Origin of the sequence: Shewanella spartinae, from assembly GCF_019457555.1 — a bacterium.
Classification (GTDB): domain Bacteria; phylum Pseudomonadota; class Gammaproteobacteria; order Enterobacterales; family Shewanellaceae; genus Shewanella; species Shewanella loihica.
Map to the genome: position 1 here is coordinate 367,574 of NZ_CP080418.1, position 25,425 is coordinate 392,998.

At 54.1% G+C, this 25,425-nt stretch carries 21 protein-coding genes; 11 read left to right on the forward strand and 10 right to left on the reverse strand.

Annotated elements, in window-relative coordinates; genetic code table 11:
- Window positions 1-227: 227 nt before the first annotated feature.
- The 3 genes from fis to prmA form a co-directional block, all read right to left on the reverse strand.
- Window positions 228-533 carry a DNA-binding transcriptional regulator Fis gene (gene fis, locus K0I31_RS01680; RefSeq protein WP_011864135.1) on the reverse strand — a complete coding sequence of 102 codons (306 nt, stop codon included), beginning with the start codon at window positions 531-533 and terminating at the stop codon, window positions 228-230.
- 17 nt (window positions 534-550) lie between these two features.
- Complete coding sequence (dusB, locus tag K0I31_RS01685) at window positions 551-1,519, reverse strand: tRNA dihydrouridine synthase DusB (protein WP_144200097.1); 969 nt, start codon at window positions 1,517-1,519, stop codon at window positions 551-553.
- A 151-nt stretch (window positions 1,520-1,670) separates the two neighbouring features.
- Window positions 1,671-2,552, reverse strand: coding sequence for a 50S ribosomal protein L11 methyltransferase (gene prmA, locus K0I31_RS01690; protein ID WP_220079680.1), 882 nt, complete (start codon window positions 2,550-2,552; stop codon window positions 1,671-1,673).
- A 357-nt stretch (window positions 2,553-2,909) separates the two neighbouring features.
- Between prmA and K0I31_RS01695 the strand changes: the two genes are divergently transcribed.
- The 5 genes from K0I31_RS01695 (at window position 2,910) to K0I31_RS01715 (ending at window position 8,343) form a co-directional block, all read left to right on the forward strand.
- The gene (locus K0I31_RS01695; protein WP_220043991.1) at window positions 2,910-3,632 is read left to right on the forward strand and encodes a fumarate reductase cytochrome b subunit; all 723 of its coding nucleotides are present in this window, start codon (window positions 2,910-2,912) and stop codon (window positions 3,630-3,632) included.
- A gap of 153 nt (window positions 3,633-3,785) precedes the next feature.
- Window positions 3,786-4,457, forward strand: coding sequence for a fumarate reductase cytochrome b subunit (locus K0I31_RS01700; RefSeq protein ID WP_144200093.1), 672 nt, complete (start codon window positions 3,786-3,788; stop codon window positions 4,455-4,457).
- A 46-nt stretch (window positions 4,458-4,503) separates the two neighbouring features.
- A complete protein-coding gene (locus K0I31_RS01705; RefSeq protein ID WP_220079681.1) occupies window positions 4,504-6,510 on the forward strand; it encodes a fumarate reductase flavoprotein subunit in 2,007 nt (668 codons plus the stop codon).
- Complete coding sequence (locus K0I31_RS01710) at window positions 6,507-7,238, forward strand: fumarate reductase iron-sulfur subunit (protein ID WP_144200089.1); 732 nt, start codon at window positions 6,507-6,509, stop codon at window positions 7,236-7,238. The genes K0I31_RS01705 and K0I31_RS01710 overlap by 4 nt, the downstream gene beginning before the upstream one ends.
- A gap of 181 nt (window positions 7,239-7,419) precedes the next feature.
- Window positions 7,420-8,343: a LysR family transcriptional regulator gene (locus K0I31_RS01715; protein ID WP_220079682.1), complete on the forward strand. Its 924-nt coding sequence runs from the start codon at window positions 7,420-7,422 to the stop codon at window positions 8,341-8,343.
- A gap of 63 nt (window positions 8,344-8,406) precedes the next feature.
- On the opposite strand, the gene rho is transcribed toward K0I31_RS01715, so the two are convergent.
- Both rho and trxA read right to left on the reverse strand, forming a co-directional pair.
- Complete coding sequence (rho, locus tag K0I31_RS01720; protein WP_011864143.1) at window positions 8,407-9,672, reverse strand: transcription termination factor Rho; 1,266 nt, start codon at window positions 9,670-9,672, stop codon at window positions 8,407-8,409.
- A 230-nt stretch (window positions 9,673-9,902) separates the two neighbouring features.
- Window positions 9,903-10,229: a thioredoxin TrxA gene (gene trxA / locus K0I31_RS01725; RefSeq protein WP_011864144.1), complete on the reverse strand. Its 327-nt coding sequence runs from the start codon at window positions 10,227-10,229 to the stop codon at window positions 9,903-9,905.
- A gap of 171 nt (window positions 10,230-10,400) precedes the next feature.
- On the opposite strand from trxA, the gene rhlB reads away from it, so the two are divergent.
- The 3 genes from rhlB (at window position 10,401) to K0I31_RS01740 (ending at window position 15,902) form a co-directional block, all read left to right on the forward strand.
- Window positions 10,401-11,708 carry an ATP-dependent RNA helicase RhlB gene (rhlB, locus tag K0I31_RS01730; RefSeq protein WP_220043993.1) on the forward strand — a complete coding sequence of 436 codons (1,308 nt, stop codon included), beginning with the start codon at window positions 10,401-10,403 and terminating at the stop codon, window positions 11,706-11,708.
- Window positions 11,708-12,640 carry a Ppx/GppA phosphatase family protein gene (locus tag K0I31_RS01735; protein ID WP_220079683.1) on the forward strand — a complete coding sequence of 311 codons (933 nt, stop codon included), beginning with the start codon at window positions 11,708-11,710 and terminating at the stop codon, window positions 12,638-12,640. The genes rhlB and K0I31_RS01735 overlap by 1 nt, the downstream gene beginning before the upstream one ends.
- 328 nt (window positions 12,641-12,968) lie before the next feature.
- Window positions 12,969-15,902, forward strand: coding sequence for a TonB-dependent receptor (locus K0I31_RS01740; protein WP_258406551.1), 2,934 nt, complete (start codon window positions 12,969-12,971; stop codon window positions 15,900-15,902).
- A 54-nt stretch (window positions 15,903-15,956) separates the two neighbouring features.
- On the opposite strand, the gene K0I31_RS01745 is transcribed toward K0I31_RS01740, so the two are convergent.
- Both K0I31_RS01745 and K0I31_RS01750 read right to left on the reverse strand, forming a co-directional pair.
- Window positions 15,957-16,493, reverse strand: a complete 537-nt coding sequence (locus K0I31_RS01745; protein ID WP_220079685.1) for a thioredoxin family protein — start codon at window positions 16,491-16,493, stop codon at window positions 15,957-15,959.
- Between the two features lie 229 nt (window positions 16,494-16,722).
- A complete protein-coding gene (locus K0I31_RS01750) occupies window positions 16,723-17,301 on the reverse strand; it encodes a nucleoside triphosphate pyrophosphohydrolase family protein (protein WP_220079686.1) in 579 nt (192 codons plus the stop codon).
- Between the two features lie 417 nt (window positions 17,302-17,718).
- On the opposite strand from K0I31_RS01750, the gene nhaC reads away from it, so the two are divergent.
- Complete coding sequence (gene nhaC, locus K0I31_RS01755) at window positions 17,719-19,239, forward strand: Na+/H+ antiporter NhaC (RefSeq protein ID WP_220079687.1); 1,521 nt, start codon at window positions 17,719-17,721, stop codon at window positions 19,237-19,239.
- Window positions 19,240-19,364: 125 nt separating this feature from the next.
- On the opposite strand, the gene K0I31_RS01760 is transcribed toward nhaC, so the two are convergent.
- From K0I31_RS01760 to K0I31_RS01770, 3 genes are read right to left on the reverse strand one after another with little or no spacing between them, the layout of a single operon-like run.
- Window positions 19,365-19,985 (reverse strand): TlpA family protein disulfide reductase, encoded by a 621-nt coding sequence (locus K0I31_RS01760; RefSeq protein WP_220079688.1) that lies wholly within the window; start codon window positions 19,983-19,985, stop codon window positions 19,365-19,367.
- A complete protein-coding gene (locus K0I31_RS01765) occupies window positions 19,982-20,434 on the reverse strand; it encodes a cytochrome c-type biogenesis protein (protein ID WP_258406552.1) in 453 nt (150 codons plus the stop codon). Before K0I31_RS01765 ends, K0I31_RS01760 begins: the two co-directional genes overlap by 4 nt.
- Complete coding sequence (locus K0I31_RS01770; RefSeq protein ID WP_258406553.1) at window positions 20,434-22,389, reverse strand: heme lyase CcmF/NrfE family subunit; 1,956 nt, start codon at window positions 22,387-22,389, stop codon at window positions 20,434-20,436. The genes K0I31_RS01765 and K0I31_RS01770 overlap by 1 nt, the downstream gene beginning before the upstream one ends.
- A gap of 473 nt (window positions 22,390-22,862) precedes the next feature.
- Here K0I31_RS01770 and K0I31_RS01775 point away from each other — a divergent pair, with 473 nt between their 5' ends.
- Window positions 22,863-24,902, forward strand: coding sequence for a cytochrome c3 family protein (locus tag K0I31_RS01775; RefSeq protein ID WP_220080757.1), 2,040 nt, complete (start codon window positions 22,863-22,865; stop codon window positions 24,900-24,902).
- Window positions 24,903-24,983: 81 nt separating this feature from the next.
- Window positions 24,984-25,409 carry a rhodanese-like domain-containing protein gene (locus tag K0I31_RS01780; protein ID WP_011864155.1) on the forward strand — a complete coding sequence of 142 codons (426 nt, stop codon included), beginning with the start codon at window positions 24,984-24,986 and terminating at the stop codon, window positions 25,407-25,409.
- Window positions 25,410-25,425 lie beyond the last annotated feature (16 nt).

Consider the following 25,425-nt stretch of genomic DNA (forward strand, 5'->3'; position numbering starts at 1 on the left):
TGTTTAAATGGTAGAGAGGTTGATGGGTAAATTCAACGTAAACTTGAGTGTTTTACTCGGGATTATTGGTTTAGTTGAGGCAGATCATGATTTACACGTTAAGCCGTGGGCCTAAGATGAGGGATTGATTGCAGAGTTGTGTGGCTGAGAGGGGAATGAAGCGGCTTAAAGCAAAACGGGCCCACCATCGCTGGCGAGCCCGTTCAATACAGCTGACTAAGAAAGTCTTAGTTCATGCCATACTTCTTTAATTTCTTACGCAGAGTACCACGGTTGATGCCTAGCATGTTGGCCGCGCGAGTCTGGTTACCACGAGTGTGTTGCATGATGATATCTAGTAGAGGTGCTTCAACTTCACATAACACCATTTCATAAACTTCTTCGGCTTCCTGGCCGTCCATTTGAGCGAAAAAGTTAGTTACTGCGCGCTTCACTGCGTCACGAAGTAACTGAGGCTTGATAGTGCCGTTAGCGGTTTCGATTTTGCCTACGGTAAGCTGATGAGCTTCTGGTTGAGTTGTCTGATCAAACATTCGTATTCTGCTCTTTATTAATTCTTTACTAATTCATCAAAATAACGCTCCAACATGGAACGTTGTTCTTCAACAGTTTCCAGCCGATTGAAGTCGGCTCTGAAAGATCTCTGCGCTTCTTGGTCCAGATACCATCCAACATGCTTTCTGGCGATACGTAACCCTTTGTATTCGCCATATAATGCATATAAATTCTTGAGGTGTTCCAGCATCACTTGACGCTTTTCGTCCACTTCAATGGGCGCTAGCTTATTACCTGTTTCCAAGTAATGTTGGATCTCTCTGAATAGCCAAGGCCGTCCTTGAGCGCCTCTTCCTATCATCACGGCATCTGCGCCCGTATAGTCCAGCACGTAGCGTGCCTTCTCCGGGGTACAGATATCGCCATTTGCGACAACTGGAATAGAGACATTCTGTTTAATCGCACGAATCGTGTCGTACTCGGCGTCGCCTTTGTACATGCATTGTCGCGTACGGCCATGGACCGCGAGCGAGGCAATGCCACAATCTTGCGCAATTTGGGCTATGTGAACCCCATTTCGGTGTTCGGGTGCCCATCCGGTGCGAATCTTCAGGGTGACAGGTACATCCACAGCGGCAACGACAGCCTGTAAAATCGCTTTTACCAGCTCTGGTTGCTGCAGTAGTGCCGAACCTGCCAACTTCTTATTCACTTTTTTTGCAGGACACCCCATGTTGATATCGATGATCTGTGCGCCCTGTTGTACGTTGACAAGGGCGGCATGGGCCATCATATCGGGGTCGGCACCTGCAATTTGTACTGAGCGAATCCCATCTTCACCAGCGTGTGCCATGCGCTGTCGGCTCTTGTCCGTGTCCCAGACCTCGGGATTGGACGAAAGCATCTCAGATACAGCCAGGGCGGCGCCGTAGCGTAAACAGAGATTTCGGAAGGGTTGGTCGGTGACTCCTGCCATAGGAGCCACGATCAGCTGATTCTTCAGTTGATAGGGTCCAATCTGCATTAATCATCACACCTTGCGCTTCAAAGGGGCGCTATAGTACGCCTTTTTCAAGCCTGTGAAAAGGTCAATAAATGACCTGAGAGCAACTTTTTTGCTTGACTTTTGCGAGGTGAGAAGTCTGTGGCGGCCTTGCGGCCGCTGGCTTTTACCCCTATTTGCGTCTGCCTGTCAAGCGGCTCCAATCCTCTTTGTGAACTGGTGCGTCCATGTCAAACCACTGGGCATAATGCTGGCTGATCTCGTGGGCCTGTTCCTTTAATAGGCCTGAGAGTGCCAGCAGGCCACCGGGCTGAACTTTCTCGGCGATCAGCGGCGCCAGTTCGCGCAGCGGTCCGGCAAGAATGTTGGCCACCAGAACCTCTGCCTTAAGATCGGCAGGCTGGTCTTCTGGCAGATAGAGGTCGAGCTTATCGGCCACCTGGTTGCGCTCGGCGTTAGCCTTAGAGGCATCGATCGCCTGATAGTCGATGTCGATACCTGTGACCTTGGCGGCGCCCAGCTTGAGCGCGGCGACCGCGAGAATGCCTGAGCCGCAGCCAAAATCGATTGCTTCTTTACCTTGTAAGTCCAGGCCATCTAACCACTCCAGGCACAGGGCGGTAGTAGGGTGGGTGCCGGTGCCAAAGGCCAGGCCTGGATCCAGCATGACGTTGACCGCTTCAGGGTCGGGCACTTCGCGCCAGCTTGGGCAGATCCATAGGCGACGACCAAATTGGATAGGGTGGAAGTTGTCCATCCACTCTCTTTCCCAGTCCTTGTCTTCGACCTGCTCTATCTTATGGCTAAAGTCGGCGCCTAAATAAGGTTGCAGCTTAAGCATCTCCACCACGGGCGCCAGATCATAGTCGGCCTCGAACAGGGCGGTGATCACTGTGTGGCTCCACAGCGGGGTCTCACCCAGGTTAGGCTCGTAGATTGGGGTGTCTTTACCATCTTCATAGGTGATCGACAGGGAACCCAGCTCCATCAGCATATCGCTGAGCTGCTCGGCGTGTTGGTTATCTGTGTCTATCTTTAACTGGATCCAGGCCATGGGATCTTCTCTCTAAGGTCAATATAAGGTCAATAATGGCCCTATTGTAAACCAAGCCTAAGGCAAAGGCCGAGGAATCTGTGCCGAAACTGAGATTTGGGGGATTTAGCATCTAAATTCAATCGGTTATTTTGACTTGTTTGTGGTTGGTTGTATTGTTTGAAATAAGTGTTTAAATTACTGATTACTATTGGTTAATTGGTTTTACCTTTGTTTCGTTGTGGGCGGATTGTTTGTGATCGACGTCAAATGTTCCACCTTGGCAGGGTGAGGTGTCTCACGCTTTTCAGCTGTCCGTATAGGCAGCTAAAAACTTGTTGGTATGGTGTAGATCCCGACACTAGGCGCAGAAAGATCATGAAGGTTAACAGCTTGCAGTACCAACACACACATTACGCTGCTTTGGGCAGTCCCTGGTCCGCCAAGGCTGACAGAATACAGAGTGCCACCGGCATCTTATTGGGATGTTTTTTGCTGGCGCATCTGCACTTCGAGTCGAGCATTCTCTTCGGAAAAGAGACCTTCTATCACGTGGTGCAGTTCCTCGAAGGTGGCATGTTTAGTGATGATGGTCACGGCATGCCGATAGTGACCAAGGTGTTTTCTATCTTCATCATGCTGGTTGTGATGCTGCATGCGGCGGTGGCGCTGCGTCGCTTCCCGGCCCAGCTGGGGCAATGGCGCGCGCTGCGTAATCACATGCAGGGGATCAAGCATAAAGACAGCCATGCCTGGTTCTGGCAGTTGGTGACAGGCTTCATCCTGTTCTTCCTGGCACCGGTGCACATCTTTACCATGATAACCAACCCGGAGATCGGCCCCCATCTGTCGGCCGAGCGCGTCTATCACGCCAATGCTTGGTTGCTCTACGCTCTGTTGCTGCCCGCCGTGGTGGTGCACGCCATGATAGGACTCTACCGCGTCGCGGTGAAGTGGGGGCTTATCCGTCACCGTAAGGGGCTGAGAAAGGCGATCAAGGTGTTGATCATCTATCTGATGACCCTGGGCATCTTGAGCCTCATCTCTTACATCATGATAGGCCGATCACTCGTCTTGCCAATTACGCCATTTGTGCCATAACTGTGTAGGCGCGGGGTAGATTAGCAAATTATAAAATATCGGATTGTGTTTTGATCTATCTCACGGTTTCAGTTGGGTTTGTGAGCGACATTAAGGCTAGCTGTTTTTAAATCTGTTTGTCTCGCACTTTTCCCACTTTTCACAGGAGTGCCTATGTCGCTGGCGAAGAAAAATAATAATGTAAGCGGTTGGCTCGATATGAGCCAGAGTGTTTCTGGCGTCATCTTAGCCTTGTTCCTCTGGACACACCTGGTGTTGGTCTCCTCCATCCTGTTGGGGGCCGATGCCATGACATTTGTGGCACGTACCATGGAGCTGAGCTTCCTCAGCGCCGATGGCCATGGTTATCCCTGGGTGGTGTCGGGCATCGCCATCATAGTGGCGCTACTGGCGTTGATCCATGTGTTGGTTGCCGTGCATAAGATGCCGCTGAACCTGCAACAGCAGCGGGCACTGCGCCAGCAGATGAGCGTGATCCACCATGACGACACTAAGCTGTGGGTGTGGCAGGCGATCACCGGCGTGGGGATCTTCCTGTTGCTGCCCGTGCATCTTTGGTTGATCGGCAGCGCGCCGGAAACCATAGGCCCTGTGGGCAGCGCAGACCGTATCTGGAACCAAGGGGTCTGGATGGTCTATCTGCCCTTGCTCTTGTGCGTCGAGTTACATGCCGCCATCGGCATCTATCGCGTGGCCATCAAGTGGGGCGCCAAGCGCGCCATCGACGCCCGCGCCCGAATTAAAAAAATAAAAACCATAGTGAGTGTGGTGTTTGTGGTGATAGGTCTGGCCTCTCTGCTCGCCTTCCTGCCCTACGCCAGCTAACCCATTAGACGCTAATTTGATCTCTTATCCCTCGTAAGGAGCAAGTGTGAAACTGATATATACCGATTCTTTAGTCGTGGGCGCCGGACTGGCGGGACTAAGGGTCGCCATCGCCTCGAAGGAACGCGGCCTGGATACCCTGGTGCTGTCACTGATCCCCGCCAAGCGTTCCCATTCGGCAGCTGCCCAGGGCGGCATGCAGGCCAGTCTGGGCAATACCGTCAAAGGCATGGGAGACGATGAAGACGTACATTTCCAAGATACGGTAAAGGGATCGGACTGGGGCTGTGATCAGGAAGTGGCGCGCATGTTTGCTCACTGCGCCCCCAAGGCGGTGCGTGAACTGGCGAACTGGGGCGTGCCCTGGACGCGGGTCACCAAGGGGCCACGTCAGGTGGTGGTAAACGCCGAGAAGGTCACCATCGAAGAGGCCGAGGAGGCCCATGGCCTGATCAACGCCCGCGACTTCGGTGGTACCAAGAAGTGGCGCACCTGCTATACCGCAGACGGCACCGGCCACTCACTGCTCTATGCCGTAGATAACAAGGCGATCTCCCTGGATATTCCGGTACACGAAAGGGTCGAGGCGTTGGCGCTTATTCACGATGGCAAGCGTTGCCATGGGGTGGTGGCCAGATGCCTGATCACGGGTGAGCTGCGCGCCTATGTGGCCAAGTCCACCACGATCGCAACCGGCGGCTATGGCCGTATCTATGAGGTCTCCACCAATGCGATCATCTGCGAGGGGATAGGCCAGGCGTTGGCGCTGGAAACCGGCGTGGCGACCCTAGGTAACATGGAGGCGGTGCAGTTCCACCCGACGGCCATCGTGCCTGTGGGGATTCTGACTACCGAAGGTTGCCGCGGTGATGGCGGCCTGCTCAGAGACAAAGATGGCCATCGTTTCATGCCCGATTATGAGCCGGAGAAGAAAGAGCTGGCCTCGCGGGACGTAGTGTCGCGCCGCATGACAGAACATATGCGCAAGGGTAAGGGGGTCGACAGCCCCTACGGGCCGCACCTCTGGCTCGACATCACCCTGCTTGGCCGCAAGCATGTGGAGACCAACCTGCGTGAGGTGAAGGAGATCTGCGAGAACTTCCTCGGCATAGATCCCGCCGAAGATTGGATCCCAGTGCGTCCGACCCAGCACTACTCCATGGGCGGTATACGTACCGATGCCAAGGGGCAGAGTCCCCAGCTAAAAGGGCTGTTCAGTGTGGGTGAGGCGGCCTGTTGGGACATGCATGGCTTTAACCGCCTGGGGGGCAACTCGCTGGCGGAAACCGTGGTGGGTGGCATGATAATCGGCAAGTATGTGGCCGACTTCTGTGAAGAGAACACCCTGGAAATCGACACCTCGCTGGCCGAACGCTTCGTGGCTCAGGTGCGAGATGAGATAGATGGCTTGGTCGAGGGGCAGGGCAGTGAGTCTGCCTATGAGCTTAAGCGCGAGATGCAGCGCATCATGATGGACTATGTGGGCATCTTCCGTAATGGCCCTGAGCTGACCAAGGCGGTCGAGGAGTTAGAGGCTCTGCTGATCCGCTCGCGTAATTTGGGCCTTAAGTGCAAGAAGCGCCATGCCAATCCAGAGCTGGTAGAGGCGTTGAGAGTCAAGCGCATGCTCAAGGTAGCATTAACGGTTGCCTGCGGCGCTGAGGCGCGCACCGAGAGCCGCGGTGCCCACGCCCGTGAAGATTATCCGCAGCGTAACGATAAAGAGTGGCTCAACCGCACGCTCTCCTCCTGGCCGAGCAGTGACGCCACCCGTCCTCAGTTGGACTACGAACAGCTCGACGTGATGAAGATGGAGCTGCCACCTGGCTATCGTGGTTATGGCATCAATAACGCCATCGCCCATCCGGACACAGAGAAGCGAGAGAAACAGATAGTCGAGATCTTGAGTAACCTGGGCGAAGATGCCGATCGCCATGAGCGTCAGCACGCGCTGATGCCGTTCGAGGTGCCGGAATCCCTTAGAGAGAAGAATGAGCGTTTGCATGATAAGCCGCTCGGAAACAGTCAGCAGCTTGGAGAAGAAAGCAAATGAGTCAGGGTCGTACACTAACCTTTAATATCTTCCGTTATGATCCTCAGATGCCGGACGATAAGCCCAAGATGGTCAAGTATCAGCTGGAAGAGGCACCGGGCATGACGGTGTTTATCGCGCTGAACATGCTGCGTGAGCAGCAGGATCCGTCACTGCAGTTTGATTTCGTCTGTCGCGCCGGGATCTGCGGTAGCTGCGCCATGGTGATCAACGGTTATCCCACCTTGGCCTGTCGCACCCTGACCAGTAAGTATCCTAAAGGGGAGATCACCCTGATGCCGCTGCCGGGTTTCGAGCTGATCGGTGACCTGTCGGTCAACACAGGTAAGTTTATGCGTGAGCTGGCAGAGCGTCTCAAGTTGTGGCTGCATCCGAGAAACGACGAGGCGGACATTCACCGCATCGAGGCGCCCATGGATCCCGAGGAGGCCGCCAAGCTCTATGAGCTGGAGCGCTGCGTCGAATGTGGTGTGTGTGTCTCGGCCTGTGCCACCAAGCAGATGCGCGACACCTTCGTCGGCGCCGTGGGCATGATGAAGATCGCTCGTTTCGAGCTCGACAGTCGCGATGCCCGCAGCGTGGAAGACTTCTATCACGTGATAGGTAATCAGGATGGGGTATTCGGTTGCATGACCCTGCTGGGCTGTCAGGACAACTGTCCTAAAGATCTGCCGCATATGCAGCAGATCGCCTATCTCAGACGTAAGATGGCAACCGCTTTGGTATAAGCCCTAAGCTGTTTGTGCACACCTTTGAAAGCCTGCCTGAGCAGGCTTTTTTATTGGCACTCAATCCACCACTTGGCTTACTTTTATCAAAAATATTTTGATAAAAGTAAGGTTTTTAGTCAGTCTATGCTTAATAGAATTCCACTCAAAGAGAGTGCCGAACGCGGCGGGGAAACAGGCGATGCAGGTCAATGATCTATTGTTATTTGTAAGGGTCGCCGACTGCGGCAGCCTGAGCGGCGCGGCGGTCGAGCTGGAGATCTCCGCGGCGGTGGCCAGCGCCAGCCTGAAGCGGCTGGAGAAGGAGCTGGATACCGTGCTCTTCATTCGCAGCACCCGCAGCCTGAGGCTGACTGACGCCGGCGAGCGTTACCTCAGCTATTGTCGTCGGGCGCTGGAGGACCTGCGTCTCGGTGAGCAGGCGCTGGCCTGCGCCAAGTCGCAGATTGCCGGCAAACTGAGTGTAGCCCTGCCATCCGATGCCGGGCGCAACTATATTCTGCCCTGGCTGGATCATCTGATGGACGAATATCCCAGGTTACAGCTGAGGCTGCATCTCGCCGACAGCCTGACCAACTTCTATCACGACAAGATAGATGTGGCCCTGCGTAGCGGCACCCCCAAGGATTCTAGCCTAGTGGCCTTTAAGATCTGCTCGGCACAGCGCATCCTGTGTGCCTCGCCTGAGTATATTGCTGTCCATGGCCGCCCCGAGACCCTAAGCGATCTGGAGAAGCATAACTGCTTGTTTTTCATGTTAGATGAGAAGACCCACGACCAATGGTGTTTCTATCGTGACGGTCAGAGTCACAGGGTGAGGGTGTCGGGCAATCGCACCTGTAACGACGCCGAAGTCGCCCGCAAGTGGGCGTTGGCGGGCAAGGGGATCGTCTACAAGTCATCCCTAGATCTGGCTGACGACCTGGCCTGCGGCGCCCTGGTGCCGCTGCTGACCCAGTACAGCGGCGAGAGCGCCGACCTCTATCTTGTGTGTCCCGGGAGGCAACATGTGACACCTCTGGTGCTGACCCTCAGGGAGCATCTGCGCCAGCGCTGCCAGCAGCGCGCCAAGCGCCTTGCCCCGGCTTTTACTCAGCAGGCATAAAAAAAGCCGCATCTTTGCGGCTTTTTTATCGATAACATTTTAAGACTAATATTAGGACTTTTATTAAGACTTGGCGCGTTTCATCGCGGTGAAGAACTCTTCGTTGGTCTTGGTCATGGCCAGCTTGTCGATGAGGAACTCCATACCGCTGACTTCGTCCATCGGATTGAGGATCTTACGTAGGATCCACATCTTCTGTAGCTCGTCCGGTGTGGTCAGCTTCTCTTCGCGACGGGTACCCGAGCGGTTGAAGTCGATAGCTGGGAAGACACGCTTCTCGGCGGCCTTACGAGACAGGTGTAGTTCCTGGTTACCCGTACCCTTAAATTCTTCGTAGATCACTTCATCCATCTTAGAACCGGTATCGACCAGCGCAGTGGCGATAATGGTCAGGCTGCCGCCATGTTCGATGTTACGTGCTGCGCCGAAGAAGCGCTTAGGACGGTGCAATGCGTTGGCGTCCACACCACCGGTAAGAACCTTACCAGATGAAGGGATCACTGTGTTGTAGGCGCGTGCCAGACGGGTGATAGAGTCGAGCAGGATCACTACGTCTTTCTTGTGTTCTACCAAACGCTTAGCCTTCTCGATAACCATCTCGGCTACCTGTACGTGACGGCTGGCTGGTTCGTCGAAGGTAGAGGCGACCACTTCACCTTTTACCAGGCGTTGCATCTCGGTTACTTCTTCTGGACGCTCGTCGATCAGCAGCACCATGAGCACAACTTCTGGGTTGTTGTAGGTGATGCTCTGGGCAATGTTTTGCAGCAGCAGGGTCTTACCAGCCTTTGGCGGCGCCACGATCAGGCCACGTTGGCCCTTACCGATTGGCGAGCAGAGGTCGAGAATACGGGCGGTAATATCTTCGGTTGAACCGTTACCACGTTCCATTCGGATACGTTCTTCTGCATGAAGTGGGGTTAAGTTTTCGAAGAGGATCTTGCTGCGGGAGTTTTCGGGTTTGTCGAAGTTGACTTCACTGACTTTCAGTAGCGCGAAATAACGTTCGCCTTCTTTCGGGGGACGGATTTTACCAAAAATGGTATCACCGGTGCGCATGTTGAAGCGGCGAATTTGACTCGGTGAAACATAGATATCGTCTGGACCTGCCAGGTAAGAACCGTCTGCGCTACGAAGGAAACCAAAACCATCTTGCAGGATTTCTAGTACCCCGCCACCGAAAATATCTTCACCGCTTTTGGCGTGGGCTTTAAGGATTGCGAAAATAATGTCCTGTTTGCGGGCTCGGGCCATGTTCTCGATTTTCATATCCTGAGCCAGAATGACTAGGTCTGAAATCGACTTCTCTTTTAATTCTGATAAATTCATCGTGGTGGGTCTTGTATATTGCGAGACAAAGCTATTTTGGGACTAATAGCATAAAGTTGTTTGGATATTAATCGAAATAGCGAGGTGTGGTTAATGAGAAAGTTTCTGGTTATTAAAGTAGCACTATAGGAGCAGGGCGTCTAGAAATTTAGCGACCCTCGACACAATTACTTGACCAAGCTGTGTCGAGAATCACTTTCTATGACAAAAATGTCATAGGGATCGAAGCATTATAGTTGTGCGTCGATGAACTCTTTAAGTTGAGTCTTAGAAAGGGCGCCTACTTTAGTGTCGGCTAGCTCACCATTCTTGAATAGAAGCAGTGTTGGAATGCCACGTACGCCGTACTTCGCCGGAGAGGCGTTGTTTTGGTCTACGTTTAGCTTAGCGATAGTTACCTTACCGGCATATTCGTCTGCAACGTCATCCAGGATTGGGGCGATCATTTTACAAGGGCCGCACCATTCTGCCCAGAAATCAACGAGGACTGGCAGGTCTGATTTTAAAACGTCGTTTTCAAAGCTGTCGTCGCTTAGGGTAATAATTTTATCGCTCATGATGTTCTCCAGTTAGGGTGCCATTGCTGGTTTGTTAATGGCTTAACCTGTATATTGGGTCTGAAATTCGCTTTTCAAGAGTTATTCGCGGCTTTCAACGGTCTTTTTTTATTAGCCGTTATTTCAAACGATCGAGTTCCTTATTGCAACCCTAACTGGTATGCTTGCGCTATGAGCGAAACACATTTAACTAATCAAAAGTTTGCCGACTTTTCTCTTCATCCAGAGATACAACAGGCACTAGTCGAAAGCGGCTTTGAATATTGCACGCCTATCCAGGCATTATCATTACCGATTTTACTCGAACATAAAGATATCGCAGGCCAAGCGCAGACGGGTACAGGTAAAACCCTGGCTTTTCTGGTCGCCACCTTCAATCATCTGCTAACCACCCCCATCCCCGACGGACGTCAACTCAATCAGCCCAGAGCCATAGTGATGGCACCGACCCGCGAACTGGCTATTCAGATCGCCAAGGACGGGGAGCTGCTGGCGAAACATACCGGCCTTAAGGTGGGTATTGTCTACGGCGGAGAGAGCTACGAAGTGCAGCGCAAGGTGTTGGATAAGGGCGTCGATATCCTGATCGGTACCACTGGTCGCATCATAGATTATGTGCGTCAGGGGGTGATCAACCTCAGCGCCATTCAGGCGGTGGTGTTGGACGAAGCCGACCGCATGTTCGATCTCGGTTTCATCAAAGATATCCGCTTCCTCTTCAGACGTATGCCAGACGCCAACGAGCGTTTGAACATGCTCTTCTCGGCAACTCTGTCGATGAAGGTGCAGGAGCTGGCCTACGATCACATGAATGATCCCGAGAAGGTCGAGATCGCGCCAAGCGAGAAGACGTCTAAGAACATCACCGAAGAGATCTTCTATCCGTCGATGGAAGATAAGATGCGTCTGCTGCTAACCCTGATCGAAGAAGATTGGCCAGAGAAGGCGATCGTGTTCTCTAACACTAAGCACAGCTGTGAAAACCTCTGGGCTCACCTGGAGGGTGACGGTCACCGTGTTGGTTTGCTTACCGGTGATGTACCGCAGAAGAAGCGTATCCGCATTCTTGAGCAGTTCACCGAGGGTCAGCTGGATATCCTGGTCGCTACAGACGTTGCGGCGCGCGGTCTGCATATCTCAGACGTGTCCCACGTCTATAACTATGATCTGCCCGATGACTGTGAAGACTATGTACACCGTATCGGTCGTACCGGTCGTGCGGGTCAGAAAGGGGTCTCTGTCAGTTTCGCTTGTGAAGAGTACGCCCTGAACCTGCCGGCTATCGAGCACTATATTCAACATAGTATTCCTGTGACTAACTACGACAGCGAAGCGCTGCTCGATGATATTCCGCCACCAGTGCGCATTCATCGTAAGCATTCGCCACGTCCTACAGGCCGTTCCGGTGGTGGTAAGCCACAGGGTGGTCGTCCGGGTGCACGTCCAAGACGCCACGATAGGACCCGTAGACACAGTTAATGAAGCACTCTGGCGTCAGTCCCTTGTATGCGGCCATTACCTTAGGCTCGAATAGTTTCAATATGCTGGTGGCGCAAACCCGCGCCGGCAAGCCGACCGTAGTGGCCAAGTATAAGCGCAAGGTACGCCTTGCCGAGGGGATAGGCGCAGATGGTGTGCTCTGCCCCGAGGTGTTCGACCGTGGCCTGGATTGTCTGCAGATGTTTTCGCAGATGCTGGACCGTGAAGGGGTGAGTCGTGACAATATCGCTGTCATCGCTACGGCGACCCTGCGCAGTATCAGCAACGCAGACGCCTTCTGCGAGGCAGCATTACCTATCCTGGGGCAACCCATAGAGATCATCTCCGGACTGCGTGAGGCGGAGCTTATCTATCAGGGCATGGTCGCCACCACTCAAGGTGAGGGGCGACGCCTGGTGATCGATATCGGCGGCGCCAGCACCGAGTTCATCATAGGCGATGGCAATAAGGTGCTGCTTAAGACCAGCCTTCCCATGGGCTGTGTCACCTTCAAGGATAAGTTCTTCAACAGCTTCCCATTTCAACAACTGGATTTCGATGCGGCCCAGAGCCAGGTCGAGACCGCCCTGGGTGACTATCGCAGGCAGCTGACCGATTATGGCTGGCACTGTGTGGTTGGCGCCTCGGGTACGGTACAGTCCGTGGTGGAGCTACTCAACGATCGCGGCGTCTCCGCGACCATTACCCCGGCAGTGCTAGCCGATCTCAGGGGCGAGGTGTTGGCACAGACAGATGTGAGCCTGCGAGACATTCGCGGCCTGCATAGCGAGCGCGCGCCCACCTTCGCCGCTGGCTTAGCCATACTATCTGCCCTGTTTAATCTGCTCGACATTCAGTCCCTCAATCTCTCCGGCGGCGCCCTGAGAGAAGGCGTGCTGCATCAACTTGCCCAGCGAGTCTTGGCCGCCTAATTCTGCCTTTTATCGGCGATAGCCAACATTTAGATGACACCCTTCAATTTCGTAATCTCTCCCTTCTCGATAAGCAATATTTAAATATTTTCAGATGCTTATCTAATTTCTCTAGCCATTTTCTTCTCAGCATCTCTACATGAAGATCTTTTGTATATTGAAGATTGTATAAAATATGTCTTTTGTGTTATGTTTTTGTTGCGTTCAGGGGCCGTACCCATAAAACACCACATTCATCGCCCTGAATGTCAGCAAAATAATAAAGAGAAGGGAGATAAAACTTATGTCAGGAAGTAACGCTACTAGGCGTTTTGTCCCGAGGAAGACCTTGGCGGCAATCGCAGTCGGCTCGGCGCTCATGCTGTCTGCGCCCGCCGCGATGGCGGCCGATGGTCTGGGCACAATTAAAGGGCACATTACGAGTTCTGTCGGCGCAGATGTTAATAACGCCAAGGTGATCATTCGCCACGAGAGCAAGGGTATAGTCAAAGAGACCACCACAGGTGCCAACGGCAGCTTTTCACTGAAGGGCCTGCCCATAGGTAACTACACCATCACTATCGTCAAGGATGGTTTCTACCAGGTGCAAGAGCAGCATGTGGCCGTGACTGTGGGTAATGCCTTGACCTTCGATGTGGCGCTGGACGCCCAGAACAACGAAGTTGAGCGTATCGCGGTGACAGGCGCCCGTATCAGCCGAGTCGATACCTCCAGCACCACTAACTCTCAGGTGATCTCTATCGAAGAGCTTAATCAGCTGCCGGTAGAGTTGGACTCCACCTCAATCGCACTGCTGAGCCCTGGTGCGGTCGCCGGCGATAACGGTTTCGGCGGTGTTGCCATCGCCGGTTCTTCGGTGGCCGAGAACGGCTACTATCTAAATGGCCTGAACATTACCGATCTGCGTAAGGGGATGGGCGATATCGATTTGCCTTGGGAAGCGATCTCGCAGACAGAGGTACAGACTGGCGGCGTGTCGGCGGAATATGGTCGTTTCATCGGTGGTGTGGTCAACCTGGTGTCCAAGTCGGGTGACAACGAGTGGAAGTTCGGCGCCAAGGCCGAAGTCGCCCCGGATGCCCTGGCCGAACCTGTGCCGCGCATGAAAGATGACGGCAGCATAGAAACCGTATCCGATGCCTATTGGCAAGAAACCGAATATAACCTCTGGGCGTCTGGCGCCCTGATCGAAGACAAGCTCTTCTTCTACGGCCTGTGGAACCCCTATGGCGAGGAGTCGACCGCCTATGGGGAGACTACGCTGCGCGATAAAGAGTGGGATACCAACCGTTGGTTTACTAAGGTGGACTGGTTTATCCATGAGGATCACTCTGTCGGCGTGATGGCCTTCAGCAACGAAGGGGATTATGCCAGCACCCAGTATCGTCGCAATGACGACGGTAGTCGTGGCGACGCCATCGGCCTTACCGAAAGCACCTACGGCGGCATCGGCTGGAACGCCCAGTACACGGGTTATCTGACCGACGACATTACCCTGTCGGCCATGTATGGTGAGATCACTCAGTCGACCAAGGATAACTCGGGCACCCTAGATCAGTCCACCTATGAAGATTACCGCTCAGGCAGCTATCAGCGTCTGGGTGACTGGGTCGGCTATGGTTCGTCTGAGACAGAAGATAAGCGTATCACCTATCGTATCGATCTGGACTGGGTGATTGGCGACCACACGCTGCGCGCCGGTTATGATTATGAGCGTCTCGAGATCGCCGACTTCTATACTCCGCACGGTGATGGCTGGTATGAGTATTACACCGCCGGTGCCGACAACGCCTACGGCCTGGCCGAAGGCACAGAATATGCGGATTTGCGTATCTGGGGTAAGGCGAGTGAGACTGAAAACGTGCACACAGCCCTGTATGTGTCCGACACCTGGATGGTGACAGATACGGTAACTGTGAACGCCGGCGTGCGTTATAGCGAATTCAGTAACACCACCGGTTCTGGCGACAAGTATGTTGACCTCGACGGTCAGTTTGCGCCGCGTCTGGGCGTGACCTGGGATGTGATTGGCGATGGCTCGAGCAAGGTTTACGCCTCTTATGGCCGTTACTTCCAGCCGGTATCGCCAAACACCAACCTGCGTATGGCCTCTGCCGCCTACGATTCGCATATCGTCAGCCATCTTAATGGCGTGAACGCCGACGGCTCGCCTATTCTGGGCGATGAGATCTCTCGCCGCGTGGTGGCCGACGGCACTGTGCCCGATGCCGACCAGCTGTTTAACAACAAGGCTGGGTCTATGTACTCGGATGAGTTTGCCCTGGGCTTCCAACAGCAGCTTAACGATGACTGGGCCGTGGGCATTCGCGGTGTCTATCGCGACCTGAAGCAATCGATTGAAGACGTCTCCTTCAACTACGGGATGAACCAGTGGATCAAGGAAAACTATGATTCCTCCTGGTATGCCGGTAATGGCGAGACCAGCGCCGAAGATTACTTCGTCGGTGGCTGGTTCCCGACGCTGACCAACCCAGGCATAGGCACAGAGATCAACTATGATGTCGACGGCGATGGCGTGAAAGAAACGGTTAACGTGACCGCAGATCAGATGGGCTTCCCTAAGGCGACTCGTACCTATAAGGCTGTTGAGCTGAGCTTTAGCGGTAACGTGACCGAAGACTTTACCCTCAACGGTTCCTATACCTGGTCTAAGAGTGAAGGTAACACAGAAGGTTTGGTGCGTTCGGACAACGAGCAGGCCGATCCGGGTTGGACCACCTCGTTCGACTATCCTGAGTTGATGGATAACGGCGAGGGCTACCTGCCTAACGACAGACGCCACAACTTCAAGCTCTATGGTGTGTATCACATCACGGATGACTTGAGCGTCGGTTTCAACTCTTACCTGCAATCGGGTCGTCCGATCAATGCCTTCGGCTTACATCCGGCGGATCAGGGCTACTGTGTGAAGGCTATCGCCATCGATGGTACCTGTTACGGTCGTGATTGGTACGGCGCTTCCTCTTTCTACGCCAATGGCGAGGCGGCACCGCGTGGCAGCATGGGACGTACAGACTGGGTCTACAACATAGATCTTAACCTGTCTTACACCATGGATTTCGACACGGCGGGACGCCTGAATTTCAAGTTGAACGTGTACAACCTGTTTAACTTCGACGGTATCACGGGGGTGGATGAGCAGTATGAGCTAGACAGTGGCGATAAGAACATCCGCTACGGCTATGCCGACAGCTTCCAGACGCCAAGATATGTACGTGCGTCGGTACGCTACGACTTTTAATCTTTAGTCAGATCAAAAAAGGCCGCAATTGCGGCCTTTTTTATTGGTGCGGGTTTAGTCGAGGATCTTCGCCAGATCCACCTCGAGAGAGGTTTCTGGGCGTTCGACGATACGACCTATCTCCTTGCCATCCTGCTTCACGATGAAGGTTGGGATGCGGGTAAAGTCATACTTGGCCGCCAGGCCTTCTGGGTCGAGTTTCTTACGATCCACCCCTATGTAGGTCACCTTAATGTTCGGGTTGTTGGCCGCTTCCATGATACGGATGAAGCGCGGCGTCTCACGGTGACAATCTGGGCACCAGGTACCTATGATGACGACAATCTCGGTCGGTGTCTGCAGCTTCTTGATTGGCTCGATGGCGGCCTCATCGACCTGGTAGCTCTTATAGCCCTGGGTGAAATCATCAAGCTCTGTGACTAAGGTTTGGGCTTGTACTTCGCCGGTCAGTATCACTTCCTGTTTCTCCTCACTGCAAGTGGCGATAAAGCCTTCCTGCTTTTCATCGAATGCACAGCCATTATTTGCCAGTGCCTGAGTGCTAAAGAACAGCGCTGTGGTGGCAAGTAATGCTTTTATATTATTGGTCATAAATAGTACCTCAGGCCCGTAGACAAAAACCAGAATTGAGAATTCATTTCATTCTGATGCTATTCAATCATCTAAGTTGCACCGAGAGTAGCGCGAATGCGGCGAGCTGTTAACTGGATCACGCCATGACGCTTCGCTTGGCGCAGGGCTTCACACATTTGTCGCTAAATTGCAGAAATTTTCTGCGCTCGGCAACAAGGTGTTAACCCTGCGAGCCACCTACAGTAAGTTAGGCGGCGACCAGCTTGGCCAGATCGGCCGGACGATAGTAGACAGACTTGAGCACCTTGCCCTGGCGTACCACCTTGCCGGCCATCTCCACATCCTTGGCGCACTTGGCGATGATGAAGTCGCCCTTGCGGCTGCCGACGATCTCCACGCCCTGCTTGGCATAGTGGGCTATGGTCTCTTCCAGCTCCTGCTCGTTACGGCAGACCTTGCTCATGTTGCTCGAATGCACCTCGTCCCAGCAACGGACGAAGTCGATGTCGCGGTTCTTGGCGACATGCAGCAGCAGATCGATCACATAGCTGATCTCCAGGCGATCATTCATCTGTGTGGCGCCGAGATGCACCAGGCGGCCCATGAGTACATAGACAGAATCGACGATGGCATCGGCCTGTTCGACACGGTTATCGGCCTCGGCCAGCTCGGTCAACTCCTCGATGGCGAGCGAGGTGTGCAGAGTATCGGCCTGCTCATCCAGGCTGGATTCATCTTCGATAGGCAGATCGAAGGTGGAGCGGAACTGGTGGATGTCGCGGTAGAGGTGGTCGTAAAGGGGCTGATCGAGTGCGGTCAGTTTCATCTGTGTGCCTTATGGGTCTTGAATGTCTATATGCGTGGCGGCAATTTTAATTTAACCGGTCGCTAATTGAAAGTTAGCTCCCTTATACGGGCTGGGTTAGAGGCGCAGGACCGCGAGAATAGTGGATTGCGCGTTATCTGGGTGACTTTTTTCCCAAGAGGAAAGCCAGGGATATATGTGGATATCCTGCATAATCAGTCTCTGAAAGCCGCTATTGGTGAATTTGTACGCTTTATGGGACATAAGCCCTATGGCCCCATGGCGTCGATATGCCCGCCCGGTCTGGACTGGATTGTTAAAAATGTGTAACTATGTTTGACCCGTCTGGCGATGAAACGGCCCGTTCATAGTTCAAATGGCTGGTTTGATCGCCGGGGAGAAGAATAGGAAACCCCATAATTATAATAAGGATTACCCATGACCTCTCATCAGCAGTCGCCAGAACAGCCTGGCAGAGATTCGAGTCCCGCGTCCGCTAAACGCCACAAGCAGCCGACGCTACTAGATGCCCTGATCCCCATTATCGCCCTGGTCTGTATGTTAACGGCCTCTGTGTATCTCTTCTCGTCCGACAGCTCTTATGGCGCCAACCAGATCGCCTTGATCATGGCGGCCTGTATTACTCTGGTTATCGGGGTGAAAAACGGCTATAGCTGGAAGGAGATGGAGGCGGGTATCGTCAAGAGTGTCTCCCTGGCCACAGGTGCTCTGTTGATCCTGTTTTCGGTCGGCTCCCTGATCGGCACCTGGATCCTGGCCGGAACCGTACCCACTATGATCTTCTATGGTATGAAGATCTTAAACCCAGATTATTTCTACGCCGCCTCCTGCCTACTGTGCGCCGTGGTGGCCCTGAGTATCGGTAGCTCCTGGACGGTCGCCGGCACCTTAGGTATAGCCCTAATAGGTGTCGCCGGTGCCATGGGGCTGAGCGTCGAGATCACCGCTGGCGCCATCATCAGCGGCGCCTACTTTGGTGACAAGATGTCGCCCATGTCCGACACCACTAACCTGGCGCCCGCGGTCGCCGGCAGCGAGCTGTTTGGCCATATTCGCCACATGGTGTGGACCACGACTCCGAGCATATTACTTGCTCTGATAGGCTTCCTGTTTATCGGCCTTAACAGCGATAGCAGCGGCGTGTCGACGGATCTGGCTGCGACCATGGCACGCATCGAGACCCAGTATCATCCCGGCCTGCATCTGCTACTGCCCCTGCTGGTGGTGTTAGTGCTGGCCTACAAGAAGTTACCCGCCTTCCCGACCGTGATTCTGGGTACCCTGGCCGGCGCCATCTGCGCGGCACTGTTTCAGTTCGATGGGGTGATCAAGTTCGTCAACGACGACAGCCTGCCGACTATGGTCGCCCTGGTGAAGGGGATCTGGGTTGCCATGTTCGATGGCTATACCGCCAACACCGGTGATAAGACGCTCGACAGCCTACTTAGTCGCGGCGGCATGAGCAGCATGGTCAATACCGTTTGGTTGATCCTCTGCGCCATGGCCTTCGGCGGCGTGATGGAAAAGACAGGTCTGCTACAGCGTCTGCTGCAAGGGGTGCTGCGTCTGGTGAAATCCAGCGGCAGCCTGATCATCACCACCCTGGCGAGCTGCATCGGCGCCAACTTGATCACGGGCGATCAGTTTATTGCCATCTTGCTGCCGGGTCGTATGCTCAAGGTCGAGTATGAGAAGCATGGTCTGGCGCCGGTTAACCTGAGCCGCGCCCTGGAAGATTCGGCCACCATCACCAGCCCATTAGTGCCCTGGAACACCTGTGGCGCCTACATGGCCAGCACCTTAGGCGTGGCGACCATCGCCTATCTGCCTTTCGCCTTCTTTAACCTCATCTGTCCTTTCGTCAGTGCGGCTTATGCCTACTATGACTTTAAGATTGAGCGGCTCGATGAGAGTGAAGGTGTGGAGGCCATGGCTTAGGTTTTTCGCCTGAGCCGCTTGGCTTGGCGTTGGAAGCGTAAAAAAATCCGCCCGGCGAAATCACTGGCGCAGTGCCGGGCGGGAGCAATAAAGTGATGGTGGGTGGCGCCTAAGGGCGCCTTTGCTTAATGAAGCTTTGGTGCTATGTTCGGCTTGGCATATTTGGCGGCGAGTTGTTCCAGATAGGGCTGTACCGCCTTATCGCCCCAGTCTAGATAACCTCTTAGAAATCCAATTAAATTACCTTCGCCGTCGAAGGCGTAGGTGGCCGGTACTATGTTGGCCGGCAGCATCTTTTCCACCTGCCGCTGAGGATCGATCAGCGTGGGGTATCCCGCCAACTTGTGGCGAGCGAGAAAGGCACCCACCTCGTCATGGGCCTCGTCAATGGACAGGGGCAAGACCACAAGATCTTTGTCGAGATTGTCCCGTCTTATTTTGTCCATCATGGGGATCTCCTTGATGCAGGGGGCGCACCAGGTGGCCCAAAGATTGATTAAGACCAGCTTGCCCCGGTAGTCGCTCAGCCTGACCTGGTCACCACTCAGACTCTCGAAGGTGGCCTCATCGACCTTCCGGGCGCTGGTCATCTCCACGAAGCGCGACATGATCATCGGCTTAGGCAGGTTCTCTCCCGTGTCATACACCTTGGCGCTCGGCATCACGGCCAGGGCGTTGCCCGTCGGTGTCATTAAAGTTAGCGCGGACAGTGCTAGGCTTAGCAGGGCAAGTCGTGGTTTTCTCATGATCTATCTTCCTGAGAGGTATTAAAGGATGCGGCGCCAGCTGTCTGCCTGAGATACCAGAATATCGTTAGAGCCAGCAGGCCAAGTGGCGCGAAAAACAGCAGGGCGGTACCGGCACTTAGGCTGGGCATATAGCGGATCCGCTCGCCGTAGCGGGCCACTATGAAGTCGACTATCTCATCGCTCGTCTTGCCCTGCTCCAACTGCAGATAGATCTCTGCCTTGAGCTCGTTGGCTATTGGGCTCTGGGAGTCCTGCAGGCTCTGATTGGTGGACATGGGGCAGCGCAGGCCAGAGGCGATCGCTATCGCCTGATGCTTAAGTTGAGCGGGCGTGCGCCACTGTGGGTTCCCATGAGTTTCTGCTAGCGCCTGGGCTTGGGATACAGTCGATCCAAGGAGAATTGCAAGGGCGACCAGCAGTATCAAGATCCATTTTCCTTTCATCATCAGGCTCCCTTTACTGCCAGTTGTGGCGAGGGCGCCCGAGACAGTTGTTGTACCTTGCGCGGCAGCAGCAGGCTCAACCCTGCAAATATCATGATGAGGCCGCCTATCCAGATCCAGCCTATCAGGGGTTTGTAGCTGATACGGATCAGAAACTCCTCCTCGCTCAGCCTATTGCCCATGGAGATATAGAGATCGGCAAACAGGCTGCGATGGATCCCGGCGGCGGAGATCTGCATGGCGTTGCTGTTAAAGGTCTGGCGCTGGGGATAGAGGTAGGCCAGATGCTGCTCGCGTCTGTCTCTCACCTCTATCTTAGCTTGGAGCGCACTGTAGCTGGTATGGGAAACGGTTTCGGTCGCCCGGTAGATAAAGGTATAGCCCGCCACCTCCTTGCCTTGACCCGGCCCCATCCTGAGTAGCTCCTCCTGTTGAAAATAGCTGGAGCAGGTGGCCCCCAATATGCTCAGGGCCACACCCAGGTGAGCAAAGCACATGGCGTAGCAGCGCCTGTTATCCCCCGCGCCTGTGAACGTCGCAAGCCGCTTATGCAAGTAGAGCCCGGTACAGCTGAGCAGCCAGAGGCAGGAAAAGCTGCCAAGCAGGAAGTGGGCGGCAAACTCTTTCAGCAGCAGAGTATTAAGAGTGAGGCTGATAAACAGGCAGATAGCTGCCAGCGCCGTTAGCTGTCTTAGTATGCCAGGGTTTGATACTTGCCAGCGCATCAGGGGCGCGGCGCCCATGACCAGACAGATAAGCCAGGTCAGCGGGATGAAGAGGCTATTAAAGTAGGGGGCGCCGACCGAGATGCTCTGACCGCTTGCTACTTCATATAGCAGCGGATAGCAGCTGCCCAGTAAGATGGAGATGGCGGCGACCAGCAATAAGAGGTTGCCCAGCTGCATCAGACTTTCCCGGCTCAGCATATTGCCATCTATCTGTCTGTGCAGCCTGGGGAGGCGGTGAAGCAGCAGGGTAAAGCCGCAGATAGAGACTAGGGCAAACAGGGTCAACATGGCGCCACCGCGCAGGGGATCGGCGGCGAAGGCGTGCACCGACTGCACCACACCTGAGCGCACCAGGAAGGTGCCCAGCAGGCAGAGGCTGAAGCCCAAGATCGCCAGAAACAGGCTAGTGCCATGAAACCTGTCTCGACGCTCGCCCAAGATTAATGAGTGCATCAGCGCCGTGGCAACCAGCCAGGGAATAAAGGAGGCATTTTCCACCGGGTCCCAGAACCACCATCCGCCCCAGCCTAGCTCGTTGTAAGCCCACCAGGAGCCGAAGGCGTTGCCGCCTGTTAACATGGCCCAGGCCAGTATTGCCCAGGGGCGCATCTGTCTGCAGTGGTGCTTCAAGGGCTGACTGTCATCCAGTAGGGCGGCGACGGCCGCGGCGAAACAGACTGCGAGCCCGACATAGCCGATAAAGAGTAGCGGCGGATGCAGAATCAAGCCTATGTCCTGCAGTATGGGATTGAGGTCTCGCCCTTCCACCGGGATGCCGGGTAGGAGCCTGGCGAAGGGATTCGATCCTATGAGCAAGAAGGCGATTAGGCCGGCCTGAATGGCGCCCAGCACGGCGTGGAGGTAGTGAAAAAATGGGCCTTTGTGGTTGGGATTGAGGCTGAGCACGCAGCTCCAGATCCCCATGGCGGCGATCCAGAACAGCATGGAGCCTTCGTGACCCCCCCAGACTGCAGCTACCTTATAGAGGCTGGCCAGCTGGGTGTTGGAGTTGTTGGCCACATAGGCCACGGAAAAATCGTTGCTGAGAAACAGATAGGCTAGGATAAACAGGCTTGTCATCTGCGCCAGACTATTAAGGCGAACAAAGAGGGGCTGGTAAGGCTTAAGCCTGAGTTTGACCCCGCAGGCAGGCATGACAGGGCTCATGGCCGTGAGTAAACACAGGGTCAAGGAGATAATAAGAAGTAGTAAGCCAATTTCCGCTGCCATGGTCTCGCCTTCAGCCAAGGGGACCAAGCTATTCATCTATTCGCTGGTGATGGATAAGCCTGGTCTGTCTCTGTTTTGGCCTCACCTTAGGCGAACTCCCAAGCGGATTCTGTGAGCTAAAGCAGGGTCCGTTTTACCCGTTTTCCCGCTCAATATTTTTCATAACTCAAAAAGCCACTTGAGCTTTTTTGAGATCTAAAAATGTCGCTTTTAAAACTAAAAAATCACACGTGAATACGTCTTAAGCCTCTGTTTAAATTGGTTTTATATCTGTTCACGACTCACGAAAAATTCCGTGTGCGCCAGCTCAACTTTTTTCTTCTTTGTCTGTGAAAAATACTGAAATTGCTCAGTTGTATAAGTCGTTCGGTTAACGATTAGGTTTATTCCAATTAATTCCCGCCAGCGAAAAGGATGAGCTGATTTGGAATTAAACATAAACAGATAAAACTAAAAATATTTAGGAGTGAATGATGAGACGATGGAAACACAAGGTAGCCTTAAGTGCGCTATTTTGTTTCGGTGCCATTGCCAATGTGAATGCCGCTGGTGGTAAATACAACAGCGTGCCCGAGATGGGCAAGACCGCCAAAGAGGCGATAGCAAACTATCAGGGCACGGAACAGGTTAATGGTGTTAAAACCCTGCAAGACTATATTGTTCAAGAAGCCGAGCTGTTTGATTTCCTGTTTGAAAACCACCCTATGTTCAAATATCAGGAAGCGGGCAATCTGGTCGGCGACTATCACATCAGTGACCGGGGGGAGGAGTATCTGGACACCGGCCACAGCCCCGAATACAGCAAGAAGGCGGGCAAACCCAGAGCGGTACAGTACCGTCTTGGTGCCAAGTCGATTCTGGATTATCCCAACAACTTCGTCGGCCCGGAAAAGTGCGCCGAGTGTCACGCGACTCAATATGAGAAGTGGAGCCGTTCACGCCATGCCAAGACGATTCGATTCCCCGGGGATCACCCCGAGGTGGATAACGATCTCAACAAGACGATGTACGGCACTAAGGACACCTCTATTCTACCCGACGGCATCACGCCGGATGTGATCTATGCGACCGTGGGTACGCCCAGAACCAAGTATGGCTTCATCGATGCCTGGCTGGTGCGTGGTTCATACCATATCGAGGGTGGTTTGCTGAAGGATAGCACGGGCAAGATGGTGGCTGGTGCTAACCAGTTCTCACGTGGCTGGGCCGAGTGGCTGACTCCCGAGATGGCCAAGAAGATCAATGCGGTGATCCCTGAGTTCCCAACGACCCTGGAAGCCTATGGTGGGTCAGGCTCTCATCAGTGGGGCATGAGCTCCTATGGCGCCAAGTATCGTAAAGAGATGCTGTTCCAACCCGCCAGCTCCTACTGTGAGGTATGCCATACCTTCAAGTTCGACTTTAAGACCAAGCAGGAGTACTTCGACGCCCTGGGTGATCCGAAGAAGCTGCAGGAACACACCATCAGTAAAGGGATCGCCTGTGAAGAGTGTCACGGCGCTGGCGGCCACTTAGATGGTGGTACCGGCGGCATGCAGTCTAACTGCGAACGCTGTCACCAACGCTTCCAGTACGACCCTGCTATGGCCGAAACCCCTGCTGCTCAGGAGAAGCCTGAGCTGGCCTTCGGCGTGAAGATGAAGTCGCTCTGTCCTTCTTGTGGTACCGAGGGCTCGCAGATGTATGGCTCGGCGCACTACGAGAAAGGGATGCGTTGTACCACCTGTCACGATCCTCACGAGGTTACAGACGGTACCTGGATGTCAGGCATCACTAAGCCTAAGTTGAAGACAGACTGTAAGGACTGCCACGAGGCGCAGACTGTGATTGCCAGCAACACAGACACCCACGCTAACCAGACCTGTCAGAGTTGTCACATGCCTAACATGGGTAGCTGTGAAAACTTCAAGGCGATGCAGTTCCCCGATCAGGCCGGCTTCGATGCGGTGCGTAAGTCGCACATGTGGAAGATCGATGTCGACCCTGAGCGTAAGACACTCAATCCGCCAGAAGGTCAGCCAAGGATCCAGGGACCTAAGGGTGCCAAGGGCTGGACCGTGGCCAAGAACGAAGAGGGTCGTACCTATCTGGATCTCATGTGGTCTTGTGCCCGCACCTCTATCTCAGATCACGACGTAGTGGAAAACAAAGGTTGTCATAGCCAGTTCCAGTCTGAACTCGAGACAGGCCTGCACTACAAGGATCAGCTGGAGATCTACGGTGAAGTGATGAAGTGGCAGAAGCCTATTAAAGAGGTCTTCGGTCAGGTTGAGCAGGCGCTGGTGCGTATCGATCAGCTGCTCGAGGTCACTAAGTTGTCTACCGAAGACAAGACTCAGGTGCTGATGCTGGCCGAGAAGGCCCAGGCCACAGTGGATCTGATCAAGCAAGATGGCTCTTGGGGTGTCCATGGCTTCCGTTACAGCCAGAAACGTCTCGATGCAGCCCTCACCTATGTGACTCAGGCGCAGAAGATCTTAGATGGCAGCGGCTATTCGGCCAAGGCCCACTAAGTCTCTGACACCTAGAGGCATCTAGGTCAATCACTAACCACCCGACGCCTTTCCGGCGCCGGGTATTAGAGGAGAGAGAAGATGAAATCCAAACTAGGGCTATCACTGGCACTGCTGCTGGGACTAACCCCGCTGTGCAGCCTGGCGGGCGGCGGCGCCGAGATGGCACCGGCGCACAGATACGAGCATAGCCTGCATACCATCAGCCTGGCCGAGGCCGAGGCCCTGCTGGCTCAGAAAGATGTCTACTTCTTCGACGTCAACACCTTAGAGCTGTGGGCCGAGGGCTATATCCCTGGGGCCGTCTACTTCAATGTCGATAACTGGAAAACCCTGCTGCCTGAGGATAAGGCGGCGCGCATGGTGTTTTACTGTGCCAATCGCCTCTGCAATGCCAGCGAGATAGCGGCCCATCAGGTAATGAAGCTGGGCTACACCAATGTGATGCAGATGCACGATGGCATCTATGGCTGGCGCCTGTCGGGTAGAAGTATTGAAAAACCATAACAAACAAAGTCTTGCC

Bases quoted from the DNA above. Each gene is read 5' to 3' on its own strand.
- fis (WP_011864135.1), bottom strand. From the start codon at position 533: ATGTTTGATCAGACAACTCAACCAGAAGCTCATCAGCTTACCGTAGGC.
- dusB (WP_144200097.1), bottom strand. From the start codon at position 1,519: ATGCAGATTGGACCCTATCAACTGAAGAATCAGCTGATCGTGGCTCCT.
- prmA (WP_220079680.1), bottom strand. From the start codon at position 2,552: ATGGCCTGGATCCAGTTAAAGATAGACACAGATAACCAACACGCCGAG.
- K0I31_RS01695 (WP_220043991.1), top strand. From the start codon at position 2,910: ATGAAGGTTAACAGCTTGCAGTACCAACACACACATTACGCTGCTTTG.
- K0I31_RS01700 (WP_144200093.1), top strand. From the start codon at position 3,786: ATGTCGCTGGCGAAGAAAAATAATAATGTAAGCGGTTGGCTCGATATG.
- K0I31_RS01710 (WP_144200089.1), top strand. From the start codon at position 6,507: ATGAGTCAGGGTCGTACACTAACCTTTAATATCTTCCGTTATGATCCT.
- K0I31_RS01715 (WP_220079682.1), top strand. From the start codon at position 7,420: ATGCAGGTCAATGATCTATTGTTATTTGTAAGGGTCGCCGACTGCGGC.
- rho (WP_011864143.1), bottom strand. From the start codon at position 9,672: ATGAATTTATCAGAATTAAAAGAGAAGTCGATTTCAGACCTAGTCATT.
- trxA (WP_011864144.1), bottom strand. From the start codon at position 10,229: ATGAGCGATAAAATTATTACCCTAAGCGACGACAGCTTTGAAAACGAC.
- rhlB (WP_220043993.1), top strand. From the start codon at position 10,401: ATGAGCGAAACACATTTAACTAATCAAAAGTTTGCCGACTTTTCTCTT.
- K0I31_RS01735 (WP_220079683.1), top strand. From the start codon at position 11,708: ATGAAGCACTCTGGCGTCAGTCCCTTGTATGCGGCCATTACCTTAGGC.
- K0I31_RS01745 (WP_220079685.1), bottom strand. From the start codon at position 16,493: ATGACCAATAATATAAAAGCATTACTTGCCACCACAGCGCTGTTCTTT.
- K0I31_RS01750 (WP_220079686.1), bottom strand. From the start codon at position 17,301: ATGAAACTGACCGCACTCGATCAGCCCCTTTACGACCACCTCTACCGC.
- nhaC (WP_220079687.1), top strand. From the start codon at position 17,719: ATGACCTCTCATCAGCAGTCGCCAGAACAGCCTGGCAGAGATTCGAGT.
- K0I31_RS01760 (WP_220079688.1), bottom strand. From the start codon at position 19,985: ATGAGAAAACCACGACTTGCCCTGCTAAGCCTAGCACTGTCCGCGCTA.
- K0I31_RS01765 (WP_258406552.1), bottom strand. From the start codon at position 20,434: ATGATGAAAGGAAAATGGATCTTGATACTGCTGGTCGCCCTTGCAATT.
- K0I31_RS01770 (WP_258406553.1), bottom strand. From the start codon at position 22,389: ATGGCAGCGGAAATTGGCTTACTACTTCTTATTATCTCCTTGACCCTG.
- K0I31_RS01775 (WP_220080757.1), top strand. From the start codon at position 22,863: ATGAGACGATGGAAACACAAGGTAGCCTTAAGTGCGCTATTTTGTTTC.
- K0I31_RS01780 (WP_011864155.1), top strand. From the start codon at position 24,984: ATGAAATCCAAACTAGGGCTATCACTGGCACTGCTGCTGGGACTAACC.